The 24,728-nt window shown below is 64.6% G+C and carries 19 protein-coding genes and 1 pseudogene; 10 read left to right on the forward strand and 10 right to left on the reverse strand.

What is annotated here, in order from left to right:
• The first annotated feature begins 136 nt into the window (after positions 1 to 136).
• The 5 genes from ACZY0R_RS03310 (at position 137) to ACZY0R_RS03330 (ending at position 5,581) form a co-directional block, all read left to right on the forward strand.
• The gene (locus ACZY0R_RS03310) at positions 137 to 853 is read left to right on the forward strand and encodes an IclR family transcriptional regulator (protein WP_488857111.1); all 717 of its coding nucleotides are present in this window, start codon (positions 137 to 139) and stop codon (positions 851 to 853) included.
• 794 nt (positions 854 to 1,647) lie between these two features.
• On the forward strand, positions 1,648 to 2,376 hold the full coding sequence (locus ACZY0R_RS03315) for an XpsR family transcriptional regulator (RefSeq protein WP_488857112.1): 729 nt from the start codon (positions 1,648 to 1,650) through the stop codon (positions 2,374 to 2,376).
• Between the two features lie 350 nt (positions 2,377 to 2,726).
• Positions 2,727 to 3,620: a DUF2167 domain-containing protein gene (locus ACZY0R_RS03320; RefSeq protein ID WP_488857113.1), complete on the forward strand. Its 894-nt coding sequence runs from the start codon at positions 2,727 to 2,729 to the stop codon at positions 3,618 to 3,620.
• A gap of 37 nt (positions 3,621 to 3,657) precedes the next feature.
• Positions 3,658 to 4,392, forward strand: coding sequence for a site-2 protease family protein (locus ACZY0R_RS03325; RefSeq protein WP_488857114.1), 735 nt, complete (start codon positions 3,658 to 3,660; stop codon positions 4,390 to 4,392).
• Between the two features lie 46 nt (positions 4,393 to 4,438).
• Positions 4,439 to 5,581, forward strand: a complete 1,143-nt coding sequence (locus ACZY0R_RS03330) for a tetratricopeptide repeat protein (RefSeq protein ID WP_488857115.1) — start codon at positions 4,439 to 4,441, stop codon at positions 5,579 to 5,581.
• Positions 5,582 to 5,642: 61 nt separating this feature from the next.
• On the opposite strand, the gene ACZY0R_RS03335 is transcribed toward ACZY0R_RS03330, so the two are convergent.
• The 4 genes from ACZY0R_RS03335 to lysM form a co-directional block, all read right to left on the reverse strand.
• Complete coding sequence (locus ACZY0R_RS03335) at positions 5,643 to 6,137, reverse strand: hypothetical protein (RefSeq protein ID WP_488857116.1); 495 nt, start codon at positions 6,135 to 6,137, stop codon at positions 5,643 to 5,645.
• A 69-nt stretch (positions 6,138 to 6,206) separates the two neighbouring features.
• Positions 6,207 to 6,452, reverse strand: coding sequence for a GlsB/YeaQ/YmgE family stress response membrane protein (locus ACZY0R_RS03340; protein WP_488857117.1), 246 nt, complete (start codon positions 6,450 to 6,452; stop codon positions 6,207 to 6,209).
• A gap of 60 nt (positions 6,453 to 6,512) precedes the next feature.
• A complete protein-coding gene (locus ACZY0R_RS03345; RefSeq protein ID WP_035863528.1) occupies positions 6,513 to 6,695 on the reverse strand; it encodes a hypothetical protein in 183 nt (60 codons plus the stop codon).
• Between the two features lie 139 nt (positions 6,696 to 6,834).
• Positions 6,835 to 7,329, reverse strand: a complete 495-nt coding sequence (gene lysM / locus ACZY0R_RS03350; protein ID WP_488857118.1) for a peptidoglycan-binding protein LysM — start codon at positions 7,327 to 7,329, stop codon at positions 6,835 to 6,837.
• Between the two features lie 211 nt (positions 7,330 to 7,540).
• Here lysM and ACZY0R_RS03355 point away from each other — a divergent pair.
• Positions 7,541 to 8,447 (forward strand): annotated as a pseudogene (locus tag ACZY0R_RS03355) (DMT family transporter).
• Between the two features lie 687 nt (positions 8,448 to 9,134).
• Here ACZY0R_RS03355 and ACZY0R_RS03360 read toward each other — a convergent pair.
• On the reverse strand, positions 9,135 to 10,856 hold the full coding sequence (locus tag ACZY0R_RS03360) for an IS1634 family transposase (RefSeq protein WP_488857119.1): 1,722 nt from the start codon (positions 10,854 to 10,856) through the stop codon (positions 9,135 to 9,137).
• A 42-nt stretch (positions 10,857 to 10,898) separates the two neighbouring features.
• On the opposite strand from ACZY0R_RS03360, the gene ACZY0R_RS03365 reads away from it, so the two are divergent.
• Positions 10,899 to 11,249: a DUF6788 family protein gene (locus ACZY0R_RS03365; protein WP_488857120.1), complete on the forward strand. Its 351-nt coding sequence runs from the start codon at positions 10,899 to 10,901 to the stop codon at positions 11,247 to 11,249.
• Positions 11,250 to 11,886: 637 nt separating this feature from the next.
• Here ACZY0R_RS03365 and ACZY0R_RS03370 read toward each other — a convergent pair.
• Positions 11,887 to 13,860, reverse strand: coding sequence for a methyl-accepting chemotaxis protein (locus ACZY0R_RS03370; RefSeq protein ID WP_488857121.1), 1,974 nt, complete (start codon positions 13,858 to 13,860; stop codon positions 11,887 to 11,889).
• A gap of 352 nt (positions 13,861 to 14,212) precedes the next feature.
• Between ACZY0R_RS03370 and ACZY0R_RS03375 the strand changes: the two genes are divergently transcribed.
• Positions 14,213 to 14,464: a hypothetical protein gene (locus ACZY0R_RS03375; RefSeq protein WP_035859690.1), complete on the forward strand. Its 252-nt coding sequence runs from the start codon at positions 14,213 to 14,215 to the stop codon at positions 14,462 to 14,464.
• Between the two features lie 15 nt (positions 14,465 to 14,479).
• Here the strand turns inward: ACZY0R_RS03375 and ACZY0R_RS03380 are convergent, their stop codons facing one another.
• From ACZY0R_RS03380 to imuA, 3 genes are read right to left on the reverse strand one after another with little or no spacing between them, the layout of a single operon-like run.
• Positions 14,480 to 17,968: an error-prone DNA polymerase gene (locus ACZY0R_RS03380; protein WP_488857122.1), complete on the reverse strand. Its 3,489-nt coding sequence runs from the start codon at positions 17,966 to 17,968 to the stop codon at positions 14,480 to 14,482.
• Between the two features lie 46 nt (positions 17,969 to 18,014).
• On the reverse strand, positions 18,015 to 19,574 hold the full coding sequence (locus ACZY0R_RS03385) for a Y-family DNA polymerase (RefSeq protein ID WP_488857123.1): 1,560 nt from the start codon (positions 19,572 to 19,574) through the stop codon (positions 18,015 to 18,017).
• Positions 19,507 to 20,403: a translesion DNA synthesis-associated protein ImuA gene (gene imuA, locus ACZY0R_RS03390; protein ID WP_488857124.1), complete on the reverse strand. Its 897-nt coding sequence runs from the start codon at positions 20,401 to 20,403 to the stop codon at positions 19,507 to 19,509. The genes ACZY0R_RS03385 and imuA overlap by 68 nt, the downstream gene beginning before the upstream one ends.
• Positions 20,404 to 20,975: 572 nt before the next feature.
• Between imuA and ACZY0R_RS03395 the strand changes: the two genes are divergently transcribed.
• Both ACZY0R_RS03395 and ACZY0R_RS03400 read left to right on the forward strand, forming a co-directional pair.
• On the forward strand, positions 20,976 to 21,155 hold the full coding sequence (locus ACZY0R_RS03395; protein ID WP_488857125.1) for a hypothetical protein: 180 nt from the start codon (positions 20,976 to 20,978) through the stop codon (positions 21,153 to 21,155).
• A 13-nt stretch (positions 21,156 to 21,168) separates the two neighbouring features.
• Positions 21,169 to 22,788 carry an IS66 family transposase gene (locus ACZY0R_RS03400; protein WP_488857126.1) on the forward strand — a complete coding sequence of 540 codons (1,620 nt, stop codon included), beginning with the start codon at positions 21,169 to 21,171 and terminating at the stop codon, positions 22,786 to 22,788.
• A gap of 514 nt (positions 22,789 to 23,302) precedes the next feature.
• On the opposite strand, the gene ACZY0R_RS03405 is transcribed toward ACZY0R_RS03400, so the two are convergent.
• Positions 23,303 to 24,370 carry an alkene reductase gene (locus tag ACZY0R_RS03405; RefSeq protein ID WP_488857127.1) on the reverse strand — a complete coding sequence of 356 codons (1,068 nt, stop codon included), beginning with the start codon at positions 24,368 to 24,370 and terminating at the stop codon, positions 23,303 to 23,305.
• Positions 24,371 to 24,728: the final 358 nt, after the last annotated feature.

The raw sequence follows: 24,728 nt of genomic DNA on the forward strand, positions 1-24,728 counted from the left end.
CGCCGGCGCGCGACAAGCTCAAACTCGCGATTTGTGCATAATGTGCACAAACCCGCCTTTGACGCACCTCCCGATGCCACCCCTGCTCGCCATGTCCGCCTCGCCCTCCCTCCTTTCCCGGCCGGCCTCCCCTCCCATGCCCGGTGTCCAGAGCCTGGATCGAGCGTTCAACCTGCTATGCCTGCTGGCCGAGCACCATGAAACCGGACTGACTCTGCCGCAACTGGTGGCGCAGACCGGCATCGACCGCACCACCGCCCACCGCATGCTGCGCTATCTCACCCACGCCGGCTTTGCCGGGCAGGATGAACAGGGAAAACGCTACCGGCTGGGCATGGCAGCCATGGCGATGGGCCTGCGCACCATGAGCCGCTCGCCGCTGGCCAGCGCTTGCGCCACGCGCATGAAGGCGCTGGCGCGCAAGACCGGCGACACGGTGTTCCTGATCGTGCGCATTGGCGACCACGGCTACTGCATGCATGCCGAGGAAGGCAGCCACCGGGTGCAACATTTTCACCTGCTCACGGGGAGCACGCGGCTGCTGGGACAGGGTACCGCCAGCATGGCGCTGCTGGCCAAGCTGGGCGACGAGGAAATCGCTGCGCACTTTGAGCGGCACCGTGGCGAATACGAGGGCACCGGGCTCAGCCTGCTCAAGCTGCAGCGCGGTGTGGAACGCAGCCGTAAGCTGGGCTATGCGCTGGCGGGGGCGGGGGGCGTGGCGGGGGTGGGCTTTGCATTCGCGTTGCCGTTGGCTGGCGAGGCTGCAATCAGTATTGTCTCGACGGCTTCGCGGATGCCGGTGGCGCGGCGGCATGAGATTGGGGGAATGATCCGGGAGGCATTTGGATGACGGGGCCTCAAAAAATATCCCCCCATCAGAGGGGATAAAAAAATAAATCCGCCCCCTGAAGGCCCGGCCTTCTACGCTTTTTATGTCAGAAATTAAAATATTGTAGTGTATGACCCATACAATCTGCGCTAAAGTGCAGTGCAGCAATTCATTTTGAACATTTTTGACATTTTGTGTTTATCCAACGAAGGCAATATCCTTGGACTCCACCTCTCCAGTGCACCGGCGAGCCATTTCCGGCCAGCCTTCATCTCATTCACGCCGGTACCGTTCGTGCCGCCTGGAAACTCTTCAAAGCGTCATTGACTGACACCTGCAGCGCCATCCGCGGACCGGATACATTCGACATTGACGCATATCAAATATGCATAAATACCAGGTCGAATGGCTTTGACCTGCTATTTCCTGTTTAAAAAAAATAACCTAAGCAAAAACACGCAACCCACGCGGGAGGGTTGCCCCGCCATGCCCCACAGGCGGCATGCGGGACACGTTGGATAACCCCAGCGGCACGCACGGTCGGCAGAACCGGGCGGCACGCTGCGGGAATGGGTGAATGGGGTCCCACCAAGGGATAAGGGGCAGCAATGCAGCACTCAGGGATATTCACACGCGATGAACTGGACAATTACTTTGCGTCGTACGTAGGCATGGAGGGCGGAAACCCGAGAGCCAGCGTGTGGATCTGCGACAGGAGCCCGCATCCGTGGTTCGAGCGCCTTGCCGGGCCATTGCGGCCGCGCACGGAACCCCGTGCATGGGATGACGCGTTTCGGGCGAAACACCGGGTCGATATGGGCAAGTGGCTCAACCACCAGCGCATTGCGCGCATCATGGCCGCGGCCCGCGCCGAGGCGCTGGGTATCCGGCTGGACGACAACGACTGGAAAGAATACTTCCGGGATCAGCTCTACGCACCGGACGGCGCGGAGTTCAAGCTGAACCTGTTTCCCCTGCCGATGCAACTCGATGGGCTGACGCCCTGGTCCAAGGTATTTCGCGGCCAGGCTGAACTCGTGCCCAAGGAACGCTACCTGGAACTGTGCCGGCATGGCGGGCGATTCCGCTTCCTGCGGACACTCTGCACGTACTGGCGGCCAAAGGTGGTCATCTGCATCGGCCATCGCCAGACCGACGACTTCGTGCGGGCTTTCGGGCTCGACGAAGCTGCTGGGGAGGTCCGGCAGCTACAGCCGGCAGACCAGGTAAGACTCCTGCATGTCTTCGTCAGGGATGGCACCACGTGGATCCTGTGCCCCGCCCTGGCCGGCAGCGCCGGAATGACTTCGGACGTGCAGCTCAATGCGTTCGGCAAGCTGCTTGGCGCGAGTCTTGAGGCTAGCGACTTCGATAGCTTTCCGGCGCCTGCCAGCAATCCGGAACGATTCCTGGAGAGCCATAACGCATTGCAGGTTGGGCCCGCAGCCAGCGGGCTTCCCGGAGGCGGATACCCTGCCCGGAGAAGTACCCATGCGGATGCCTCCCCCAGCCAGAACCAAACCTTGCGCGCTTCCCCGCACTGAACGCTTGAGGACTGGGTAAAAGCGCAGCGTTGCCAGGCCGGGGCTCCAGGCCTGGCAACGCGCGCTGGTGCGATCGGATACACGGCAAGCGACCGAGGCTGCAACTCACACTCCCCCTTTATCAGCTTCCATCACATCACCCTCCTCTTTCCATTCCCCCTTCCGTCACACTGCCACAAATAAAAAAAACGCTAAAATCACCAATCGCCAAATCATCAGGCGATCGCACTGCATGTGAGGCCGCCGGAAGCACCCCCTTCCCCTGGCCATCACCGGCAGTGCCGAAAAAGACAAACAATCTAGCGAAGGGAGCGGTCATTGTGGGAATAACGGGTCATGAATTGCGTAGCATGCTGGCAAGCCTGGCATGCGGGATGGGCCTCCTTGCGTCCGGCAGCCTGCTGGCGCAGGGCAGCGACAGCAAGGAACAGGAGATGGAGGCGGCCTGGCAGGCAGCGCAGTCCAGCGCCCAGGCTGGTCCGGCCACGGTAAAGCTGGGCGAACAGGCCACGCTGAAGCTGCCTGCCAGGGAAGTCTTCATTCCCCAGCCGGCCGCCGGCAAGCTCATGCACGCCATGGGCAACCTTACCGACGAGCGCCTGCTTGGCCTGGTGCTGCCCACCGGCGACGATGACTGGATGGTAGTGGCCAAGTACGAGCCCTCGGGCTACATCCGCGACGACGACGCCAAGGACTGGAATGTCGACGACCTCTTCAAATCGCTCAAGGAGGGCACGGAAGCGGCCAACGAGGAGCGCGAGAAACGCGGCATCCGCGGGCTCGAAATCGTCGGCTGGGTGGAGCGGCCCCACTATGAGGCGGCCAGCCATCGGCTGATCTGGTCGATGTCGGCACGCGAGAAAGGCCAGCCGGCCGATGCCCCCCAGTCCGTCAACTACAACACCTATGCGCTCGGGCGGGAAGGCTACGTCAGCCTGAACCTGATCACCGCGCGCGACCAGGTCGACGCCAACAAGCCCGTGGTGCGCACGCTGCTGTCCAATCTCGACTTCGCCGAGGGCAAGGCCTATGCGGATTTCAATTCCAGCACCGACAAGGTGGCGGAATACGGGCTGGCCGCGCTGATCGGCGGGGTAGCGGCGAAGAAGCTGGGCCTGCTGGCCGTCCTGGCGGCGTTCTTCGCCAAGTTCGCCAAGGTGATCATGCTGGCAGTGGCGGGCATCGGCTATTCCGCCACCAAGTGGTTCAGGCGCAAGCCGTCCGGTCCCGCACAGCCGAAGTGAAGGCGTATTCCTCCTCCCCGGCTACGGAGTTGTACCGATGACCAAGCTGCTGCTCCTGCTCCTGGCCGGCCTGAAGATGGGCAAGCTGCTGACCACGGGCGGCACCATGCTGCTGTCGATCGGGGCCTACGCGCTGATCTTCGGCTGGCGCTATGCCGTCGGCTTCGTGCTGCTGATCTTTATCCATGAGATGGGCCATTTCCTGGCCGCGCGCCGCCGCGGGCTGGCCGTGGGCGCGCCCACCTTCATTCCATTCGTCGGGGCCTGGGTCGAACTCAAGGACCAGCCGGTCGACGTCGAGACCGAGGCCTATATCGGGCTGGCGGGGCCGGTGGTCGGCACCCTGGGCGCCCTGGCCTGCTATTACATCGGCCGCAGCACCGGAAGCGGACTGATGCTCGCGCTGGCCTATGCCGGCTTCTTTATCAATCTGTTCAACCTGATCCCGCTTTCGCCGTTCGATGGCGGCCGCGTCACCGCGGTGCTGTCGCCGCGCATCTGGTTCCTTGGCGTGCCGGTGCTGGTGGCGATGTTCCTGTGGCGCCCCAGCCCGATCCTGATCCTGGTGGCGCTGCTGGCGGCCCCGCAGTTGCTCAAGGCCTGGCGCTACGATCCGCAGGCCCCGGAGAACCGTGCCTATTACACCATCAGCGCGGAAATGCGCCTGACCTATACGCTGTACTACCTCGGGCTGGTGGCGTTCCTGGCGGTCATGACCCATGACCTGCACGGCATGCTGGGCAGCATCCGTGCCGGCGGCATGGCCACCTGACGCCGGCGAAGGCGCCCAAACCCAATTCAACCTGAATACCAAGGCAATGAGAAGCAAATCGTTTTACCTGAAGGGCGCAGTGCTGTTGGCTGTGGCATCCATTCCCGCCATGACGCTGGCGCGCGACTACCGCCAGCCGGGTACGCTCGGCGAAGGCACGCAGGTGCACCGGTTCGTGCTGCGCGATCCGGCTACCGGCCAGGCCATGCCCGGGGCCCGCTACCGGCTGTTCCTGCCGGGCCAGCGGATCGCCGGCGTCTCCCCCAAGTCGAGCGAGCAGGACAGCGTGATCTTCGGCGTCACCGACAAGCAGGGCAACACCGTATCCGTACGGATGCCCAGGCGGCATGCCAAGGAAAAATGGATCCTCAACCCGATCGTCGGCGAAGGCGATTTCGGCGAAGCGTTTTCGATGCGCGGCGAGAGCAGCAACCATCCCGTGACAGGCATGGCCTACGTACTCGACCTCAACGACGGGTACCTGTTCTGCAACCGGACGGATAGCCGCGGCTACACCTACTATGCGCAAAGCCACAAGGCACAGACGATCAGCCTCGACTACACGTTTGCCGGACTGCAAGCGGGCGAATACGCGTGGTGCAGGCGCGAGTCCGACGCCATCACTGCCCTGCCGGCCGGCGTCGGGCCGGCGGCCGTCTTCCGGCAGATGCTGGCAAGCTACGAGGCCGGCAAGAACGAAATCGGCGCGGACTTCCAGGCGCGCATCCGCCGCAAGCTGATCGACCTGTCGATCGCGAGCCGGGACGACAAGCAACTGGACATCGCGCTCGGCCTGGCGCCCTTGCCAAAAGACAGCCTGAACGAGGTCGGCTACGCGCTGGTCGATGCCAACTGGATGGTCGGGCGCGGCATGGCGATGATCGACGAGGCCCTCGCCCACACGCCGGACAACCCTTACGTGCTGGACAGCAAGGGCTGGGCGCTGTTCCGCCTGGGCCAGCCCGCGCAGGCGCTGCCCTACCTCGAGCAATCCCTGGCCGCGTACGGCGAAGGCACCGAGAGCAACCTGGGCGCCCGGGTGGAAGGCCTGGCGCACAAGGGCGAGGTGCTGATGCGATTGCAGCGGCAAGATGAAGCGCGCGCCGCCTTTGTCGCGGCGCACGAGCTGGCCCCGGACGACGAGAAGCTGCTGCGCACGCTGGCCCGGCTAGAGGTGGAATTGCCGTAACGGCCGCGCACTGGCGGCGGCCACCCGCGCGCCACGCGGCATCGGGGCTGCCGCCTGCGGCTCAGCCCTGCTGGTGTTCCTTGAACCTGGCCAGCGCAATGGCCAGCGCGGCGCTGCCGATGGTCTGGACCAGCGTGGGATGCTGCGCGTAGAAACCGGCGATCTGGTCGATCACGCCCGGATGGGCCTGCTCGGCATGGGCGGCGATCTCCTGCACCTGTGCCGGGGTGAACTGGCTGGCCTGCGCCGGAGTGACCTGGGTCGCGCCAGGCTGCAGCAGATTGCCCAGCGCACCGCCCGCCACGCCGGCCAGCGCCGCCGGGCCCAGTGCGGCCAGCAACTGGTTGAGCAGGCCCGCCTGCTGCGCACCGTTGGACTGGCCGAACAGTTCGCCCACCATATTGCCGAAGGCCGGAGTCTGGTCGGAGCGGAAGGCGCCGGCCAGCAACTGGCCGAGCGCGCCCTCAGGCGCGTTCTGCGCGATGTGGTCTACCTGCTGCTCGGGATTGCCGCCCAGGGCGGTGGCTGCAGACTGCAAAAAATCCATCAGGCTCATGATCGGGTTCCGTGTTCCGTTGCGGGTGTTGCTTGCTGGTATCTGGCTTTCGGGGCGTGGCGTTGCGGCTCAGCGCCTGCTGATCAGGTGATAGCCCAGCAACAGGATCACCGCGCCCACCACGGCGCCGATAAAGCCGGCGGATTGCCCTGGGCGATACCAGTGCAGCGCCTGCCCGAGAAAGGTAGCGGCCAGCGCGCCGCCGATACCCAGCGCGGAGGTCAGGAAGAACCCGCTAGGGCCATTGCCGGGGGTGATGGCGCGCGCCACAAGCCCGGCCAGGAAGCCGATGAGAATAGTCCAGATCAGGTGCATGGCGTCAGGAGAAATAGGAAAAGGGCGCGCCCCCGGAAGAGCGCGCCCTGAAACGCCGCATTACTGCGCGGCGGACTTGGCCGGCGTAGCGGCCTTGGTGTGCTTGGTGGCTTGTGTCTTGTTGCTCTTGTGCGCGCTCTTTTCCACCTTGGTGGGCGCCTTGGGCGCGTCGGCGGCCGGGGCCTGGGCGAAGGCACCGGCAGCGAAGAGTCCAAGGGTCAGGATGGCGAGAACCTTCTTCATGTCTATCTCCAGGTGAGGCGCGCTTCGTTGCGCGTTGCCTGTAAAAACGGGCCGGGGCCTGCGCTTGTTGACAGCCGGTACTCAGCGCCGTGTAACAGTTCGTATCCGGCGCCGCGCCGGCGTACTCGTGCCGGCTTACTCAGGATACTTGCGCCGGAATGCGCAGTGTCTGTCCCGGATAGATCTTGTCGGGATCGCTCAGCATGGGGCGGTTGGCCTCGAAGATTTCCGGGTAGCGCGAACCATTGCCATAGCACTGCTGCGCGATGGCCCAGAGCGTGTCGCCCCTGGCCACCGTATGCCACTGCGATGGCGCCGAACCGGCGCTGACGGTCATGTCGTCCCGCACCTTCTCCACACCCTGTACATTGCCGCAGCACAGCACGATTTTCTCGCGCGTGGCCTGGTCTGGCGCCTGCCCGGAAACCGTCACCAGGCCCTGCGCGCCGTCCACCTGCACCGCCGGGCCCTCGCCCGACAAGCCCATGCTGGCGATATAGCGCTCGACCGCTGCTGCGGCGGCGCGGTTGGCGTCGTCGGCAATGCTTGCCGTATCCGCTGCCGGCGCCGCCTTGGCCGCGCCGATGCCCAGCAGCTTCTCGCCTGCGTCCTTGATGAAATCCAGCACACCCATTGTGTTCTCCGAGCGAATCAAAAAGATTGGCGGGCAAGGGCTGGCGCCCGGCCCGACAGGTAGGGAGACTAGCGCAAGGGCTCCGCAAAAAGCATGGCAGTGACAATCGTTTGCAATCAGCGCCTGCGGCATAATGCGGGCAGAAAAAGTAATGGCATCGCCAAAGAAACGCGAAAAACAACAAGAACACAAACAGGACGACAACCCTCCGATGAGCGCTATCGCATCCGCCAAGACCAGGCTCAACTGGACCACGCTTGGCCTGCTGACATTTCCGCCGCTGAGCTGGGCCGGCAATGCCATCGTCGGCCACTACGCCGCCGGCGCCATCCCGCCGATCACGCTGAACTTTGCCCGCTGGGCGCTGGCCGGGCTGCTGCTGGCGCCCTACGTATGGCGGAGCGTGCGCGAACATGCCGCGACACTGAAGCGGCACGCCGGCGTGATCGCCGCCATGGGCATGCTCTCCGTCTCCGTATACAACGCCATGCAGTACCTGGCGCTGACCACGTCCTCGCCAATCAATGTCACGCTGATCGGCGCCTCCGCGCCCATCTTCCTGCTGATCATCGGCGCGCTCTTCTTTCACGAACGTGTGCGCGGCTGGCATGTGGCGGGCGCCCTGCTCTGCCTGGCAGGCGTGGGCGTGGTGATGCTGCGCGGGGATCTCGGGCGGCTGGCGCAGCTGGACTTCGTGGCCGGCGACCTGTTCATGCTGGCGGGCACGATTACCTGGAGCGCCTATACGTGGCTGTTGCGCAAGAAGCGTCCGGACTTGCCGCTGGCAGTGCTGTTGTTCGCGCAGATCGTGGCGGGTGTGCTGGCCAGCGTGCCGTTCGTGGCGTGGGAGTTGCTGGCCACGCCGGCGGCGATTCAATGGAATGGGAAGGCGGCCGGCATCTTGCTGTATGTGGCGACGATTCCGTCGCTGCTGGCCTACTTTTCGTGGGACCGGGCGATTGCGAGCGGGGGCGCAGTTGCCGGTGTTTTTCTTTACGCTTACGCCTGTGTTTGCCGCGCTGATGTCGACTGCTTTGCTGGGGGACTGGCCGCGGTGGTTTCATGCTGCCGGGCTGGCGGCTATTGTGGCGGGGATTTGGATTGCCAATCGGCGGTGACGGGGTTGGGTTGGGATTTTGGGGCTGCTGGCTGCTGGCTGCTGGCTGCTGGCGCAGAGTGGGCGTTTTTTGGCGGGGTTTTATTGCTTCTAGCTGCTGTCGCGGCTGTGCGGGGTTGGCCGTTTTCACACACGGAGGTGTCACTTTTCTTTACTCGTAAAGAAAAGTGACCAAAAGAAAGCGATCCTTGCAGGAGGCTGGCTTGTCGCGGTTGCGCAGCCCAATGGTTTCGTCGTACGGCCCCGGGTTCTAACAGCCTCATGCCGTTACCGGTTTGAATGGCCACGATCCTGTCAATGGCGCTGGTTTCGTAGTGAGGCCCCCGGTAGCTGAATCCCTGCCCATTCGCCCATCTGCCGGTACCGGCGCGAACCGTCACGACAGATCACGTCGTGATGGTTTCGTGGTGGGGCGGGCGCGGTGGTGAAGGCCTCGGGCCTATCAATCCGGTGCCACCGCGCCCACGACGAAAACGGGACGCTTGCAACTTCGTGGCCGGCCGCTCCGCAAGCGACAGACGGCTTGAAGTATGGGATGGCGGACCTACCACGAAACAGGTGCCGTTCGCAGTAAGGGGCCATTCAAGCCGGTAGCGGCAGGATTCGTAAAGAAAAGTGACACCTCACATAGGTAACACTTGACTTACATTCCGCACGTCGAGGACACAATTTGACGCGAATTTCGTTGCTAGCCTGGCGTCCGAAAGGCGTGCTCTGAGACGCCGAGTAACGTGAGCACCTGACGCTGCAGATCCGTGAGCGGCACGTCAAAGACTTGCACGGTGTGCGCACCTTCGATCAACTTGTGGCGCTCAGCGAGACTGAATAAACGTAAGATTTGTTCGGTAGTGGGGCGTCTGCACTGACGCTGCTCCGGGTACAGAGGAAGTTCATCGATGTGCTCGCGCTTCATAGCAAGACGTAGCTCGCGCTCGATGAGCGCCTGCACGAGTAGCGCGAGGAAGTAGAGGGTGAAGAGCGCCTCGATTCTGCCCTCGTCCTTCAGGAACACGGGCGCGATCTCGTGCACGGTCTTGACCTGTTCGAAGCGCTTTTCGATCATGGGCTGGCCCTTGTGGGCTTCCAGCACCTGGGCCGGTGACAGGCTGCGATCGTTGGTCATCAGCGGGTACATGCCATCGCTTTTGTGGTCATAGGCGATCGCCTCATCGTCCGTGGTCCACTCGATGTCAAAGCGCCGCTTGGTGATCTTGCGGTAAGCGGTCTCGGGTCCGGGGCGACCCCGCTGCGTCTGCTTGTACTGATGTTCTTCGCGCACGGTGCGGCGGACTTTCAGGTAGCGGCCGACGTGGTGCTTCTCGAGAATCCCCTTGATCTGCAGATCGATCTCGGCGGCGCCCCGCAGTCTCGTCTTCGCGCCGGCGAGCCGCGCGCGTAACTGTTGGAGCGCTTCAATGGCCGCGGCAATGTTTCTGCGCCGCCGGGCCTCCTGGCGTAGCGTGAGTAGCGGGCTCCAGACCCACACGACTGGCCAGGCTTCGGCAGACGGTAACGGCGCCCGATAGACATACCAGCAGTCGCGCGGCCCGTCGCTGTGGCGTCGATTGGGGTGGTCGCACACACAGGTCCAATCAGGGGTGTTGGTCTGGATCCAGTGGCGGAACTCGCTGTCTTCCAACCGGTTGCGGGGCATCACGGTAACAAAGCGCCCGCCCGCGCGATCAATGTAGTCCGTGTTTTCTCGCGAACACAGTTTTGAATCGGCCACATAGAGAAAGTCGCTGCGCCCTGCCACGGCGCGCAGCGTATTCCAGGTCTCGATGTGGGTACGCGAGTCGCTCGCGTTGCCGTCGGCACAGCGAAACGCGATGGGGATGTTGCCGTCGGCGGTCATGGTGAGGATGAACAGCAACTGCTTCAGATCGGGGCGATGGTCCTTTGAGTGGCCATAGGTGATCACCGGTGCGGTTCGCCCGCGAATCTTGCGGCCTGAGGCGCCACGATAGCTGCCGCAGAAGCGGATCGAAGTGCTGTCGTTATGGCACTCGTCGAAGTTCACGCCGAAACGCTCCCCGACTGCCAACGCCACCTCGGTCAACAAGGCCGCCCGGTCGGCGTCAAACAGCCGATCCAGCGCGCGTCCGAGCCGATCATCGCCGAGGTGCGCCATCTCCTCCGCATGGATGCCGAACATCCCACTGGCGAAGCCGTGCACGGTGTCGTGTTGGCGGTAAATCGGCTCGCGTTCGACGATGATCGAGCGCAGCAGGACGCCCAGGGCTCTGGCGTGAGGAACCGCACAGCGTGCGTCCGAGGGGACGTGTCGATCGAGCACGTCCTCCAGGCCAATGCGTTGAATGAAGTGATTGATGAGGGGTAAAGGACCCAATCGCTCGCTGTGAAGGATGAAGCGAGCCTTGTGCGGAGAAGGTTCTTGCGTGCCTTTCATTCTGTCGCTAAGCTTAGCGACAGACGCCTAAAAGTCAAGTTTATGCCACGCCGTCCCGAAACCATCATCAAGCAAGCTCGCGAGCGGATCGAGCGCATCCGGGAGAGGCTAAATGCGATCGACTATCTGTGTTCCGGGACGCTACTGGAACGCATGAAGGTCTGCGGCAAACCGGGCTGCCGCTGCGCGCAGGATCCCGACGCACGCCACGGCCCGTACTATGAGTGGGGGCACATGAAAGACGGCAAGCTTGTCCATCGGACGGTCTCACCCGAGCAAGCCGCCGTGTTACGGCGTGCCATCGCCAACTACCGGCAGGCGAAGAGGCTGATGCAGGCCTGGGAGGACGAAACCGAACGCCTGATAGACGCCGAAGCGCCCCGCAAACCCTGACCTACCGGCGCCCGGGAAATTACGCGGAAATTCAATCGGCGACCTGCGGAAAGTAAGACTTGAGTCAAGCACATAGGTAACAGCTTTCTGCCCTGCATGGTCCCGGTAGCAGCCACCACGAATTTCAAGCCGTCTGTCGCTCACGGCGCGCGGCCACGAAGTTGCAGGCGCCCCGTTTCCGTCGTGGGCGCGGTGGCACCGAATTGATAGAACCAGGAACTTCTTCACCGCGCCCACCCCACCACGAAACCATCACGGCGTGATAGATCGTGACGCTCCGCGCCGGTACCGGCAGATGGGCGAATGGGCACGGAGCCGCTACCGGGGGCCTCACTACGAAACCAGCGCCATTGACAGGATCGTGGCCATTCAAACCGGTAACGGCACGAGTCCATTAGAACCCGGGGCCTGACGACGAAACCATTGGAGTTCCCAACGCCGCCACGCCAGCCTCCTGCAAGGATCGCTTTCTTTTGGTTACTTTTCTTTACGAGTAAAGAAAAGTGACACCTCCGTGTGCGTAAACGGCCAACCCCGCACAGCCGCGACAGCAGCTAGAAGCAATAAACCCCGCCAAAAAAACGCTAAAACCATGCCAAAGAGATACGTGCCCCCCCCCCAATCAACCCACCCCCAATCACCCCACCTCCAACCGAAAAACAGCAACCGACCTCTCCATCCTCTGCGCCTGCTCCCGCAAAGCATCGGCCGCCGCCGCCGCCTGCTCCACCAACGCCGCATTCTGCTGCGTAACCTGATCCATCTGCGTCACCGCCTGATTCACCTGCGCAATCCCGATGCTCTGCTCGCGCGACGCCCGGCTGATCTCATCCATCATCACCGTCACCCGCCTGACCGCACCCACAATGCTCTCCATGGTCGCGGTAGCGTCGCCGGCCAGCGCCGAGCCCGCCTCCACGCGCTGGACCGATTGCGAGATCAGCGTGCGGATCTCCTTGGCGGAACTGCCGGCGCGCTGCGCCAGGTTGCGCACTTCGGTAGCCACCACGGCAAACCCGCGCCCGTACTCGCCGGCACGCGCCGCTTCCACCGCGGCATTGAGCGCCAGGATATTGGTCTGGAAGGCAATCCCGTCGATCACCGCGATGATGTCGACGATGCGTTTCGAATCGGCCTCGATCTCGCCCATGGTCTGTAGCACGCGCCCCACCGAGGCACCGCCGGCCACCGCGATGTCGGAAGCCTCGCTGGCCAGCGCGCTGGCCTGGTCCGCGCTGCCGGCATTCTGCTGCACGATCGCGGTGAGCTGCTCCATGCTGGCGGCGGTCTGCTGCAGCGACGATGCCTGCTCTTCCGTGCGCTGCGACAGGTCCAGGTTGCCTTGCGCGATCTCGCCCGCGGCCACCAGCACATTCTGCGCGCCCTCCTTGGTATCGCCGATCAGCGCGCGCCAGGTTTCCACCAGCGACAGCAGATGCCGCTTCACATGGCTGAGTTCGTCGCTGCCATGGACCTCCAGCCGGATGCCAAGGTCGCCGGCGTTGATCCGGCCCACCATGTCCGCCACTTGCCGCACGTCCTCCCGCATGCCGCGGCTGAAACCGGCGAACAGGTAGAACGCCGCGCCCACGGCCAGCAGGGCCACGCCGCCCAGCACTTCCAGTTCCAGCTTGTCGGCTGCGATGCGCTGCTCCAGCATGGCGCGGGCAAGTGCGGAGAACTCCTTGTTGACCGAGGAGACCGCGTTGATGGCGGCGGTCGCTTCGTCGAAATAGGCCTTGGCCTCGATGTTGATGCCGCTGCTGCCCAGCATCCTCTCCTTCAGCGTGCGGTAGAAGGCGTCCACGGCGGCCAGTTGCGCCTGCGCGCTTTCCACCCGTGCGCGATACGCCGGCGCGCCGCGCGTCACGCGGCCGATATCGCGCCGCACCGATTCCAGTCCGTCCTGGATCTGCTCCCCGAGCGCGGCCAGTTCAGCCTGTTGCGCCGCATCGGAATAGCCGCCCTGGCTGATGATGGCGGCCCCCCTGCCACGCGCCAGCGCGCTCAGCTCGGCCAGCTTTGGCATCGGCCCGACTATCAGCGTGACCAGGTAGTACGAACCGCTATCGGGGTCGAGCGCGAGCGACGAGCGATCCGCCACATCGCCGATAAACAAGCGGGACTGCTTGACCAGCGCGCTATGCATGTCGAAAAGCGGCCCGGCTGTCGTGTTCAGGCCCGTTTCATGCATGCGTCGCCACGACTCCCCGAGTTTTTTCGCGTCGGGCATAACTTCGAAGCCCGCCGCCGCCCCGGCTTGCTGCATCAGCCCGTCAAGGTGTGCAGCGGCCTTCGCATCCGCGCCATCGAACGTGGCGCGAAATGCCGCGTTACCCGCCAGCACGGCGTTGGCCGCACCGCGCCTGACCTGTGTCTCGCGCATGAAGTCGAGCGCGCGGTCGACGATGGCGAGGCCGCGCAGTTCGTCCTGGCTGGCGCGGATCGACTGCGCCGAGAGGCTCAGCACCGCATAAAGCGAGCCGCTCAGCGGGATCAGGAACAGGATCGCAAGCAAGAGCAGCTTGCGCGTGATCGTCAGGCGCGCCATCAGGCGCATGGCAGGAGAAAGGAAAGTCACCACGAAAGACCCCAGAAAAAGCACTCGCATGTGCCTTGTATCGGCCGCATCAAGGCGTACTGAAGCGCAGTTTCCCAGCTTTTTTTCCATGCACAACTGCGGGGCGAAAACAGCACAAGGCGGGTGCAGAATGCCCGTAAATCGGGCGAAAAATGGGCGCAAACCGCGTGTAGAACGGGCACAAGACGATCACGAAAAAGCGGATGAGAGAGCCGACACAAAACAGACGCAAATCAAACGTAGAACGGTAGGCTTCGCGATGTCAGCGCGCCGGGCGGATTCCGATGTGGGAAACAGGCCAATGCGCGTAAGCGGTGTCCTTCTTGGGCACTTGCGCCCCTGCTGGCCCGCGAGACCAGGATTCCCAACCCAGGAGATGCCGATGCTGAGTCCACACGAATTTGCTACCTTGATGCTGGTCCACGATACGCAGGACCGGCTGGAACTCGATCCCGTGGATCTGGAAGCGTTGCTGGAACGCGGCCTTGTGTCGCTGGAGGAATGCGGGGCCGGCCATTGGTGCCCGCATGTCACGCCGCATGGCTTCGCCTTGCTCAGGGCGATGGGCTGGCAGGGAGATATGGCCAGGGCGCGGCAGGGCGCGTCGCGCGGGCAGGAAGCATCCGCGCGGTAACGCCTTCCTCGCGGCTCAATGAAAGTCGCGGCTGGACACCATCAGGCGGCCCAGCAGCGGACTCAGATCCACCAGTTCCTGCGCCACCAGGTGCCTCACCTCGCCCTGGCGCTGCCACATGCCGATCACGCCCAGCAGCGTGGCGCCCAGCACTTCCTTGCGCTGGCGCTCGATCAGGTCCGGCCAGAGAATCACGTTGACGGCACCCGTCTCATCCTCGATCGACGTGAAGATCGTGCCGCTGGCGGTCGCCGGCCGCTGCCGCACCGTGACGATGCCGCAGGCCCGCACGCGCCGGCCGTTGCCGCAACGGGCCAGGTCCTGCGCGGTGGCGTACTTCATGGCCGCCAGCCGCGGCCGCAGCAGCGCAAGCGGATGCGACTTGAGCGACAGGCCCATGCTGGCGTAATCAGCGGCCACGTCCTCGCCCAGGCGCGGCGCCGGCAGCGACAGCTTGCTCTCGGCCGGAGGTGCCTCGTAGAGCAGGTCATGATGGGCGGCCTGCAGCGCGGCGGCGCGGGCTTGCCAGCGCGCCTGGCGCCGATGCCCGGCGAGGCTGGCCAGCGCATCGGCGGCGGCCAGCGCGTCGATGTCGTGGCGATCGAGCCGCGCCCGCAGCACAAGATCCTCGACGCTGGCAAAAGGCTGCCTGGCGCGTGCCTGCTCGATGCGCCCGGCAGCCGCCTCGCGCATGCCGCTCACGCGGTTGAGCCCTAGCCGCACCGCGGGTTGGGTGCGCTCGCGTCCTCGCGCTGCCCGCCCGTCCGCTTCCTGCTCCAGCGTGCTTTCCCAGCAGCTCACCGTCACATCCACGGGCGACGTACGCACGTGGTGGCGCCGCGCATCCTGCACCAGTTGCGAAGGTGAATAGAAACCCATCGGCTGGCTGTTGAGCAAGGCGCACAGGAAAGCCGCCGGATGATGGCACTTGATCCACGCGCTGACATAGACCAGCTTGGCGAAGCTGGCGGCATGGCTTTCCGGGAAGCCATATTCGCCGAAGCCTTCGATCTGCTTGCAGATGGCCAGCGCGAAGGCTTCCGGATACTTGTTGCGGGTCAGCGCGCTGACCAGCGCGTCCTGGTGCTGCTTCAGGTCGCCCTTCCGCCGCCAGGCCGCCATCGAGCGGCGCAACTGGTCGGCCTGGCCGGGAGTGAAACCAGCGGCGTCGATGGCCAGCTGCATCACCTGCTCCTGGAAGATCGGCACGCCCAGGGTCCGGCCCAGCACCTTCTCGATGACGTCGTTGTGATACGCCGGCGGCTTGCCGGTGCGCCGCACCTGCTCGCGCCGTTTCAGGTAGGGATGCACCATGCCACCCTGGATCGGCCCGGGCCGCACGATGGCCACCTCCACCACCAGGTCGTAGAAGGTGCGTGGCAGCAGCCGCGGCAGCATCGACTGCTGCGCGCGCGACTCCACCTGGAACACGCCGATGGTATCGGCGGCGCAGATCATGTCGTAGGTCTGCGCGTCCTTGCCGGGGATGTCCTCCATGCGGTACGGCGCGCCCGAGCGGCTCGGGATCATCGCCAGCGCGCGGCGGATGGCCGACAGCATGCCCAGCGCCAGCACGTCCACTTTCAGCAGGCCGAGCGATTCCAGATCGTCCTTGTCCCACTGGATCACGCTGCGGTCTTCCATGGCCGCGTTCTCGATCGGCACCAGCCGCGACAGCTTGTGCCGCGCGATCACGAAACCGCCCACGTGCTGCGACAGATGCCGCGGAAAGCCGCGCAGTTGCGCGGTCAGGCTGGCCCATTGCCGCACCGCCGGCGATTCCGGGTCCAGCCCGTACTGGGCAATGCGGTCGAGAAAGGTCTTGCCGCCGTCCCACCAGGCCTGGCCCTTGACCACCTGCTCGATCACGCTGGCGTCGATGCCCAGCGCGCGGCCCACGTCGCGCAGCGCGCTGCGCGAGCGGTAGGTGATCAGCGAGGCCGCCAGCGCGGCGCGGTGGCGGCCGTATTTCCCGTAGATGTACTGGATGACTTCCTCGCGCCGCTGGTGCTCGAAATCGACATCGATATCGGGCGGCTCATCGCGTTCGCGCGACAGGAAGCGGCCGAACAGCATGTTGGCGTCGCCGGGATCGACCTCGGTGATGAACAGGCAATAGCAGACCAGCGAATTGGCCGCCGAGCCGCGCCCCTGGCACAGGATGCCGCGCCCGCGGGCAAAGCGCACGATGTCGTGCACGGTGAGGAAGAAGGGTTCGTATTGCTTCTCCCGGATCAGTTCGAACTCCTCCTTCAACTGCTTGCGCCACTCGGGCTTGAGTCCGCCGGGGAAGCGCCGCAGCACACCCTTCATGGTCTCGCGGCGCAGGTAGCTGAAGGGGGTCTCACCGGGGGGCACCAGCTCTTCCGGATACTCGTAGCGCAGCGTATCGAGCGAGAAATCGCACAGCGAGGCGATCCGCACCGTCTGCGCCAGTGCCTCGCGCGGGTACAGCCGGGACAAACGCTGCCGCATGCGCAGGTGCTGCTCGGCATTGGGCGCCAGCGTCATGCCGCACCCGGACAGCGGCTGGCCCACGCGAATCGCGCTCAGCACATCGGCCAGCGGCTTGCGCGAACGCACATGCATGGTCACCGCGCCGGCCGCCGCCAGCGGCACGCCGGATTGCGCCGATGCGTCCGCAAGACGCAGCCGGTGCAAGGCATCGGCATGGCCCTGCAACTGTTCGAGCGCGATCCAGCCGCGCGCGCCAAAGGTCTGCCGCATCCATTGCGCTTGCTGCAGCAGCGCCGCGGGCTCGGGGCAATAAGACGGCAGCAGCAGCGCCAGGCAGTTGGGCATGCCGCGCAGGTGAGCCTGCTCCGGCTGCGGCGGCGCGGCCAGGTCGTCGGGGTGGAGCCGGTAGCTGCCCTTCTCCGAGCGCGTGCGCCCCAGGGTGATCAGTTCGCTCAGGTTGCCAAAGCCTTCCCGGTCCTGCGCCAGCAGCACCAGCCGCAACACCGGCTGGCCGGTGGAGTCGGTCAGCGTGAAGCGGCTGCCGACCAGCAGGCGGAAATCCTGCGCGGCGCGGGCCAGCGCGTCCAGTCGTTCATGGCGGCGCAGGCGGGCCTGGGTGGCTTCGCCAGGGGCCAAGGCGTCGCAGGCGGCGGGCGTGGCATCCGGCACGGCGAGGGATTCACCATCCACGCCATGCTCGCCGTCATGCTGGTCGCCCTCTTCGCCGTCGTCCTCGATGAGATCGTCATCGTCGCCATCCTCATCCAGCCCCGCGGCCAATCGCGCCGCGCTGCGCGCCGCGGCGTCGCCGATGCGCTCACGCAGGTCCTTCAGCGCATGATGCGCGCGCGCCGTGCCGGCCACCGAACATTCATCGGTCAGCGCCAGCCCGCGATAGCCCAGCGCAAAGGCGCGCTCGATCAGTTCGACCGGATGCGACGCCCCGTCCAGGAACGTGAAATTGGAAATGCAGTGCAGCTCCACATAATCCGGCAATACCGGCAGCAACGCGGAAAGCGCCGGCGGCAAAGCGGAAAACGAGGGCATGGCGGGCTTGCTGGACATGACAGGGAGGCAAAGGCTCAGGCGAATCTCAGGCGAACAGGCCGTGCAGGAACCAGCGGTATTCACCGCTCTCCTCGCGCCCGGGACGCTGGCGATAGACCCAGCAACGCAGGCCATCCGCACGTTCGGCGACGAAATAATCGCGCGTGGCCAGCGCGCCATCCCACCAGCCGCTCTCGATGCGCTCCGGCCGCGAGAGCAAGGTCAGCGGGCCGCCATGACAGGGCCGGTGACGCTGCACGGTGAGCGGCATCGGCTTGTCCAGCAGCCACACCGGGCGCTCCGGCATGGCGCCTGCCGGGGCCGGCTGCGGCGCGCGCGCCGGCATTTCGTCGACGGGGCACCAGCGATTGGCGCGCTCGGGCCGGTGGTCGGGCAGCGGCTGGGGTTGCAACACGTTTTCGCGGCCGAGCCGCGCCATCAGCGTATCGAGCAGGCGGCCCAGTTCGGCCGGCGTGCCGCCCGGTTCCGGAAACAGCGAATCGCTCTGCGGCAGGCAGGTCTCCATGGACTCCACCACCAGCATCAGGCCCACCGCCGGCACGCTGAACTGCACCTTGTCCAGCCGCTCCTGCAGCAGCCTGGACAGATGGACCGGATCGCGGCTGGGCTGCGCCAGGCTGACCGTCACCGGCGTAGACGGGGTCTCGGTGCCGAGCCGGTAGCGCTCGTGTTCGAGCCGCAGCACCAGCCGCGTCACGCCCGCGTGCTGTACCGCCAGCCAGCCGGCCAGCGCCAGCAGCAGGCGCTGCGCGCCCGCCATCGCGCCCTGCACGGACTCGGTGCGGCCCGGCAGCTCCATGCGCTGCGCGAAGGCTGCCGGCGCGCTGAACCAGGTAAAGCGCACCGGCACCTCGCCATAGGCCTGGTCCAGCCGCGCCAGCAGATCCGGCCCCAGCCGGCGCCGCAGGCCGGCACGCGGCAGGCCCCGCACCTCGCCCACGGTCCGGCAGCCGATGCCGTCGAGCCAGCCGTCGTCGGCCACGCCTTGCAGCATGGCCACCGGCAGCCGGTCCAGCAGCCGCGCCATGCGAGCAGCCCGCACCGCGCGCCGCGCCGGCCGCACCATCGCGCCACGGCGGTCCCGCCGCAGCGGCTGCGCCGCCAGCCACGCCGCCCCGAAGGCCGTGGGCCCGCAGCCAAGCTGCGGAAACACACCCAGCCGGCGCACCCGCGCATACACCGCGCGGCACAGCGCCAGATGGCCGCCGAACAGCCGCAGGCTGGCGCCGGCATCGATCATCACGGTAGCCGCATCGGGATCGGGATGGCGCGTCACATGCGGTGTGAAGTGCAGCAGCGCCAGCGCCAGCGCCGTCATCAGCTGCGCCTCGGCGGCCGGCTCGCGCTCCAGTTGCACCACCTGCGCCGACAAGGCCTGCACGCCGCCACGCCGCATCCCGGCCTGCACCCCCAGTGCCACCGCCGGCCCGTTGGCCAGCACCACCCGCTCGCGCTCCATCACCGCCACCGGCACCCGGTGGTGCAGCAGGCCGGAGGAAGCCGGGAGCGAGGCGGGCTCAGGCCAGTTCGGCTGCAACGCGTCCAGCGACAGGCGCGGCAGATGCACCGCGATCCAGTACGACATGGGCTTGCTCTCCCGCAACGGCTTGGGGAACCGGGAAATTGAAGGGAACCGGCGGCGGCGCGGACGGCGAAGCGGTCCTGGCCGGCACCGCCATCATCTCGCCCAGCGGCAGCACCAGCGGCGCATCGCGCACCGGGCCGCGCCGCTTGTGAAAAGCGATCGACAAGGCATTATCCGGCGCCGGCGACAGCAGCAGCCGCAGCACCGCCGGCGATGACTCGCGCAGCACACTGGCCGGGCGGCACGCCCAGACCACCGCGTCGCCCGCCTGCGCCAGCACCTGCAGGCGCCGCAGCGCCTCGGGACGCGCCGTGGGCAGCCACACCATCACCCCGCCAAAGGCCTGGCTGCGCAGCACCTGCTCCGCGGCCCACAGCACATCCGCCTGGGCCGCGGCCCGGCCCGCGCCGGCGGGCGGGCGCACCCAGAACAGCTGGCTTGCCGGCAAACCCCATTCGGCCAGGCACATCGCATTGGGCAGGTACGGCGGCCCCACCAGCGCCACCCGGCGCTGTGCCGCCGCCAGCGCCAGCAACGCCGGGCGCAGCAGGCGCAATTCGCCCACGCCGGCGTCGGCCAGCAGCAGCTCCGTCAGCGCCCCCACCGGCCAGCCGCCGCCGGGCAGCTCGGCAGAGAGCGCCGCATGGCCGGTGGACAAGGCCGGCACGCTGCCCGCCCGCCCCAGATGGCCGAGCTGCCCCGCCCGCCACAGGCCGGGATAGCGTCGTTCCAGTGCGTCCAGGGCACCCTGCCGGTCGGCGGCGGGCGCCTGCGCCAACGGCGCAACGCCCGACACGTCGGGCGAGGCTGGGGAGAGATGGGTGGTCATGTGATGCTTGCGCCTCGGCTTGGGGACCGGGTGGAAATTTCCGATTACTGTATATTTATACAGTATCACGGAAGCACGCAAGGAGGCAAAGCCGGGATGAAATCCTGTGGAGACTGACAATAGTTAGCTGCGCTGAGACATAGTTAGCTGCGCCGGACCCAAAATGACATTGTTAGCTGCGCCGACGGGCCAGAATCTGCCTAACGGCTTACAAAGTTAGCTGCGCCGGCACCCGTTAGCCCTTGTCCCGTAAGGCTTTGTCGATCAGCCTCCCAAGCACACCTGGAAAGCGTTTTTCGCCTAGATTCCTCTCAGCAATGGGAGCGTCGGTCCTCGCGGCACCGCCACGCCTCGAAGCGGCAACATCAGCCCCCAATGAAATCAATGGGTTACAGAAGAAGTTCGTAACTTCTCAATAAGCCGGGGCAAGGCCAGGTGGTGAGGCGTGGCCGGTGACTGGAATGTCGGCGTGGAAATATCGGCGCGAGCTTGCCGCAAGCCGCAACGCGTTCCACTTGTAAACGCTGGGTGGGGATGTTAACTTTCGCCGTCGCCATTCACGCTGCCCGATCATGACCACTTGCCAAAAATTCACGCCGCCGGACATCGCGCGAGAAGGATTGACGCCAAAAGAACTTGAGGTGTTGGCATGGGTTGAGGGATTGGTCGACATGGCCAATGGCTTGCAGCAGGAGACGGAGCAACTGGAACAGGAACTCGCCGAGTTGAGAAGAGCGGAAAAGCGCGCGTAGCCTGACTGCGGCCGTGAAGAAGAAACTTGTTGCGCCGTTCATTGCCGAGGCCGAACGCACGCCGGCGGTGCTGAAGGTGCTGGCCTGGGGTGAAGGTCTGGTGGAGCTCATCCATCGTCTGGTGGAGAACGCGGGGCACATGAAGGACGAAGTCGCGGTGCTCAAGGGAGAGAAGAAGCGCCCTACGTTCAAACCAAGCCGTATGCATGAGGAGGCCGGCAAAACCAGCGAGTCCAATCGGCAGCAGCAGGGCAAACCAGCCAGACGACGCGGTTCGCCCGCCAGGAGCAAGACGGGGCAGCTGAAGATCGATTGCGAGCAAGTCATCCAGCCGGACGAGTCGATCCCGTCTGGCTCGCGGTTCAAGGGCTACCGGGATTTCGTGGTCCAGGACCTCGTGATGGGGACACACAATACGCGCTACCGGCTCGCACGCTGGCAGACCCCGGACTGTCAAACGCTGACCGGGCAACTGCCCAAGGCCGTTGCCGGCAGCCACTTTGGCGCGACACTGGTCAGTTACGTGCTGTACCAATATCACCACTGCCACGTGACGCAGCCGCTGCTGTGCGAGCAGTTGCGGGAATGGGGTATCGAGATCTCGTCCGGGCAGATGAATGCGCTGCTGCAGGAGGACAAGGGGCGATTCCACGAGGAAAAGGAGGATCTGCTGTCGACGGGGCTGGCGCTCTCGGCGTATGTGACGGTCGACGACACCGGCACGCGGCATCAGGGCCGCAACGGCTACGTCACCCACATCGGTAACGAACATTTCGCCTGGTTCAAAAGCACAAGCACGAAGAGCCGCATCAATTTCCTCGAACTGCTCGCGGCGGGACATGGCTACCAGGTCAACGACGAGGCCCTCTCCTCCATGAAAAAGCGTGGGCTCCCACAGGCGTTCGTTGATGGGCTGCGTCAGCATGAGTGCGCGAGCTTTGCCGACCAGAGTGCGTGGCTGTCTCACCTGGACAGCCTGGGCATGGACGTTACCCGCCACCGGAACATCGCCACCGAAGGGGCGTTACTGGGCAGCCTGAGGCGACGTGGCGTCGCCCAGGATCTGGCCATCATTAGCGATGATGCGGGACAGTTCAATGTGTTGATTCACGGCTTATGCTGGGTCCACGCCGAGCGTCTCGTGCACAAGCTGCTGCCGCTCAATGACCTACATCGCGAGGATATTGCCCGTGTGCGCGGCGATATCTGGTCGCTCTATGCGGATCTGAAGGAATACAAGCAGAATCCGACGATCCAGCGCAAAGCCGAACTGCAAAAACGCTTTGACGCAGTCTTCATCCAAAAGACCCGTTACGCGACGCTGGACCGTTTGCTCAGACGCCTTCACAAGAACAAGTCCGAGCTGCTCTTGGTGCTCGAACGCCCCGAGATCCCACTGCATACCAACGGCAGTGAACGCGACATTCGCGACCACGTGAAAAAGCAGAAGATCAGTGGCGGCACGCGCAGCGAACTCGGTCGCCAATGCCGTGACACCTTCTCGAGCTTGAAGAAGACCTGTCGAAAGCTGGGAATCTCGTTCTGGGAATACCTGGCCGACCGCATCTCACACACCAATCACATTCCCCTCCTTCCCCACATCCTCGGACAGCGCATCGCTCTCTCCACCTGAGCCGCGTGCCGCCGTTTGCCCCGCTTTATTGAGAAGCTACGATTTGTGAGCGCAGCTAACTATTGTCAGTCTCCACCTGTTCTCGAGCGGCACTGACCCTGATGGCAATGCCGCTCTTCACCGAGATGCTTCGCCTCGTCAAGGTCCCGGGCCAAGCCACGCTCCTTGCGTACCTCATCCGAGAAGGCGCACATCGAGCTCCGTTGCGTCGATCCACTCGCTCCATCGAAACGGACCTCGCCAAATGGCGCCTCGTTAAGAGACAGGTAGCAGCGCAGTTGAAGCGCTCGCTTTCGCTGTGTCGCCGGTTGTTTGCAGTTTTGCGCTACGCGATTATCAAACAGTCGCCGTGAGACTGGCGCGTCCGGAGTCGACGGCACCGGAAGTCACGTTACTCTCGCCGCACTGCGCTTCAGGCTCGACCTGATCCGGGATCTGGATCAGGCATACTCCGAAACCCACCAGCAACCGGATCCCTATCCGGTTGCTGCGGCGCCGACAGCGCGCGTCGGCTTCAAACAGCTTCGTCGAGCAACGGATAGTCGTTGTAGCCGGTTTCGTCGTCCGAGTAGATCGTTTCCGGATTGATCGTATTGAGCGGCGCACCGCGTCGAAAGCGCTCCACCAGGTCAGGATTGGCGATAAAAGGACGTCCAAACGCCGCCGCGTCCGCCTCGCCGCGTTCGATGGCCAGCTCCGCGCTCTCCCTCGTCAGCCCTTCATTGAGGATGTAGGCCCCTTTGAAGATACGCCGCACGTCACGGCCGATGCGATCCTCGCCGCGATCCAGCGCCTCGCGCGCAAAAATGAAAGCGATGTTGCGCGCGTTGAGTTGCTCGGCGATATACGTGAAGAGCGCGCGCGGATTCGAATCGCGCATCGAGTATGAACTCGACATCAGGTTCAGATGCACGCCGATGCGGCCCGCCGGCCAAACCGTGAGCAACGCGTCGACTGCCTCCAGCAAGAAGCGCGCTCGATTCTCGATCGGACCGCCATAACGGTCGGTCCGCTGGTTAGATCCGTCGTGCAGAAACTGATCAAACAGGTAGCCATTTGCCGCGTGAAGCTCGACGCCATCAAAACCAGCGCGTTTTGCGTTTGCGGCGCCGGCCCGGAAATCCTCGACGATGCCTGGAAGTTCTTCGGTCTCCAGCGCACGCGGTACGGTGTACGGGCGATGCGGCCGCACACGCGTGACATGGCCTTCCGGCGCAATCGCGCTGGGGGCGACCGGAAGTTGGCCGTCATGGTAGACCGGATCGGAAACTCGCCCGACGTGCCACAACTGGGAGACGATCAGGCCGCCCGCATCGTGTACCGCGGAGGTCACCTCCGTCCAGCCGGAAATCTGCTTCTCGGTCCATATGCCCGGCGTGTTGGGATAGCCAACGCCCTGAGGCGTGACCGAAGTGGCTTCGGTAATGACGAGTCCTGCGCTCGCACGCAGCACATAGTGCCGTGCATTGAGGGGGCCCGGACTGCGCTCAGAGAACGCGCGCATGCGCGTGAGCGGTGCCATGACAATGCGGTTCGACAGCTTCAGCGCGCCAATCTGGATAGGATCGAAGAGTGTGGACATCTGCGGGTTTCTCGTTTCGGTATTGAAGATGAAATGGACAGCAGCTTCGTTTCCGTTGACTGTGGAAACGTCGTAAGACCTACGCCTATCTTCACAGTACATATGATGTAACTGCATTGGTTACAACATAAACCATCAGCGCCATCAACACAAGTCTTTCGTCTTGAACGTTCGACATCGACGAGACAAAAATGGTATGGTTTGGCGGCTTTGGCACGTCTTTGGGACCCGTGCATGTAGCCGGTTTTCGCCCGCCTTACAAGGCTGCGAACACGCGAGGTCGCCGGGATTCATCAAGCTTGTCAAGTTGACAATCCATGCTGTAATGAATATTGTTACAACTAAATTGACTAATACA

The organism is Cupriavidus sp. F041 (assembly GCF_057814235.1).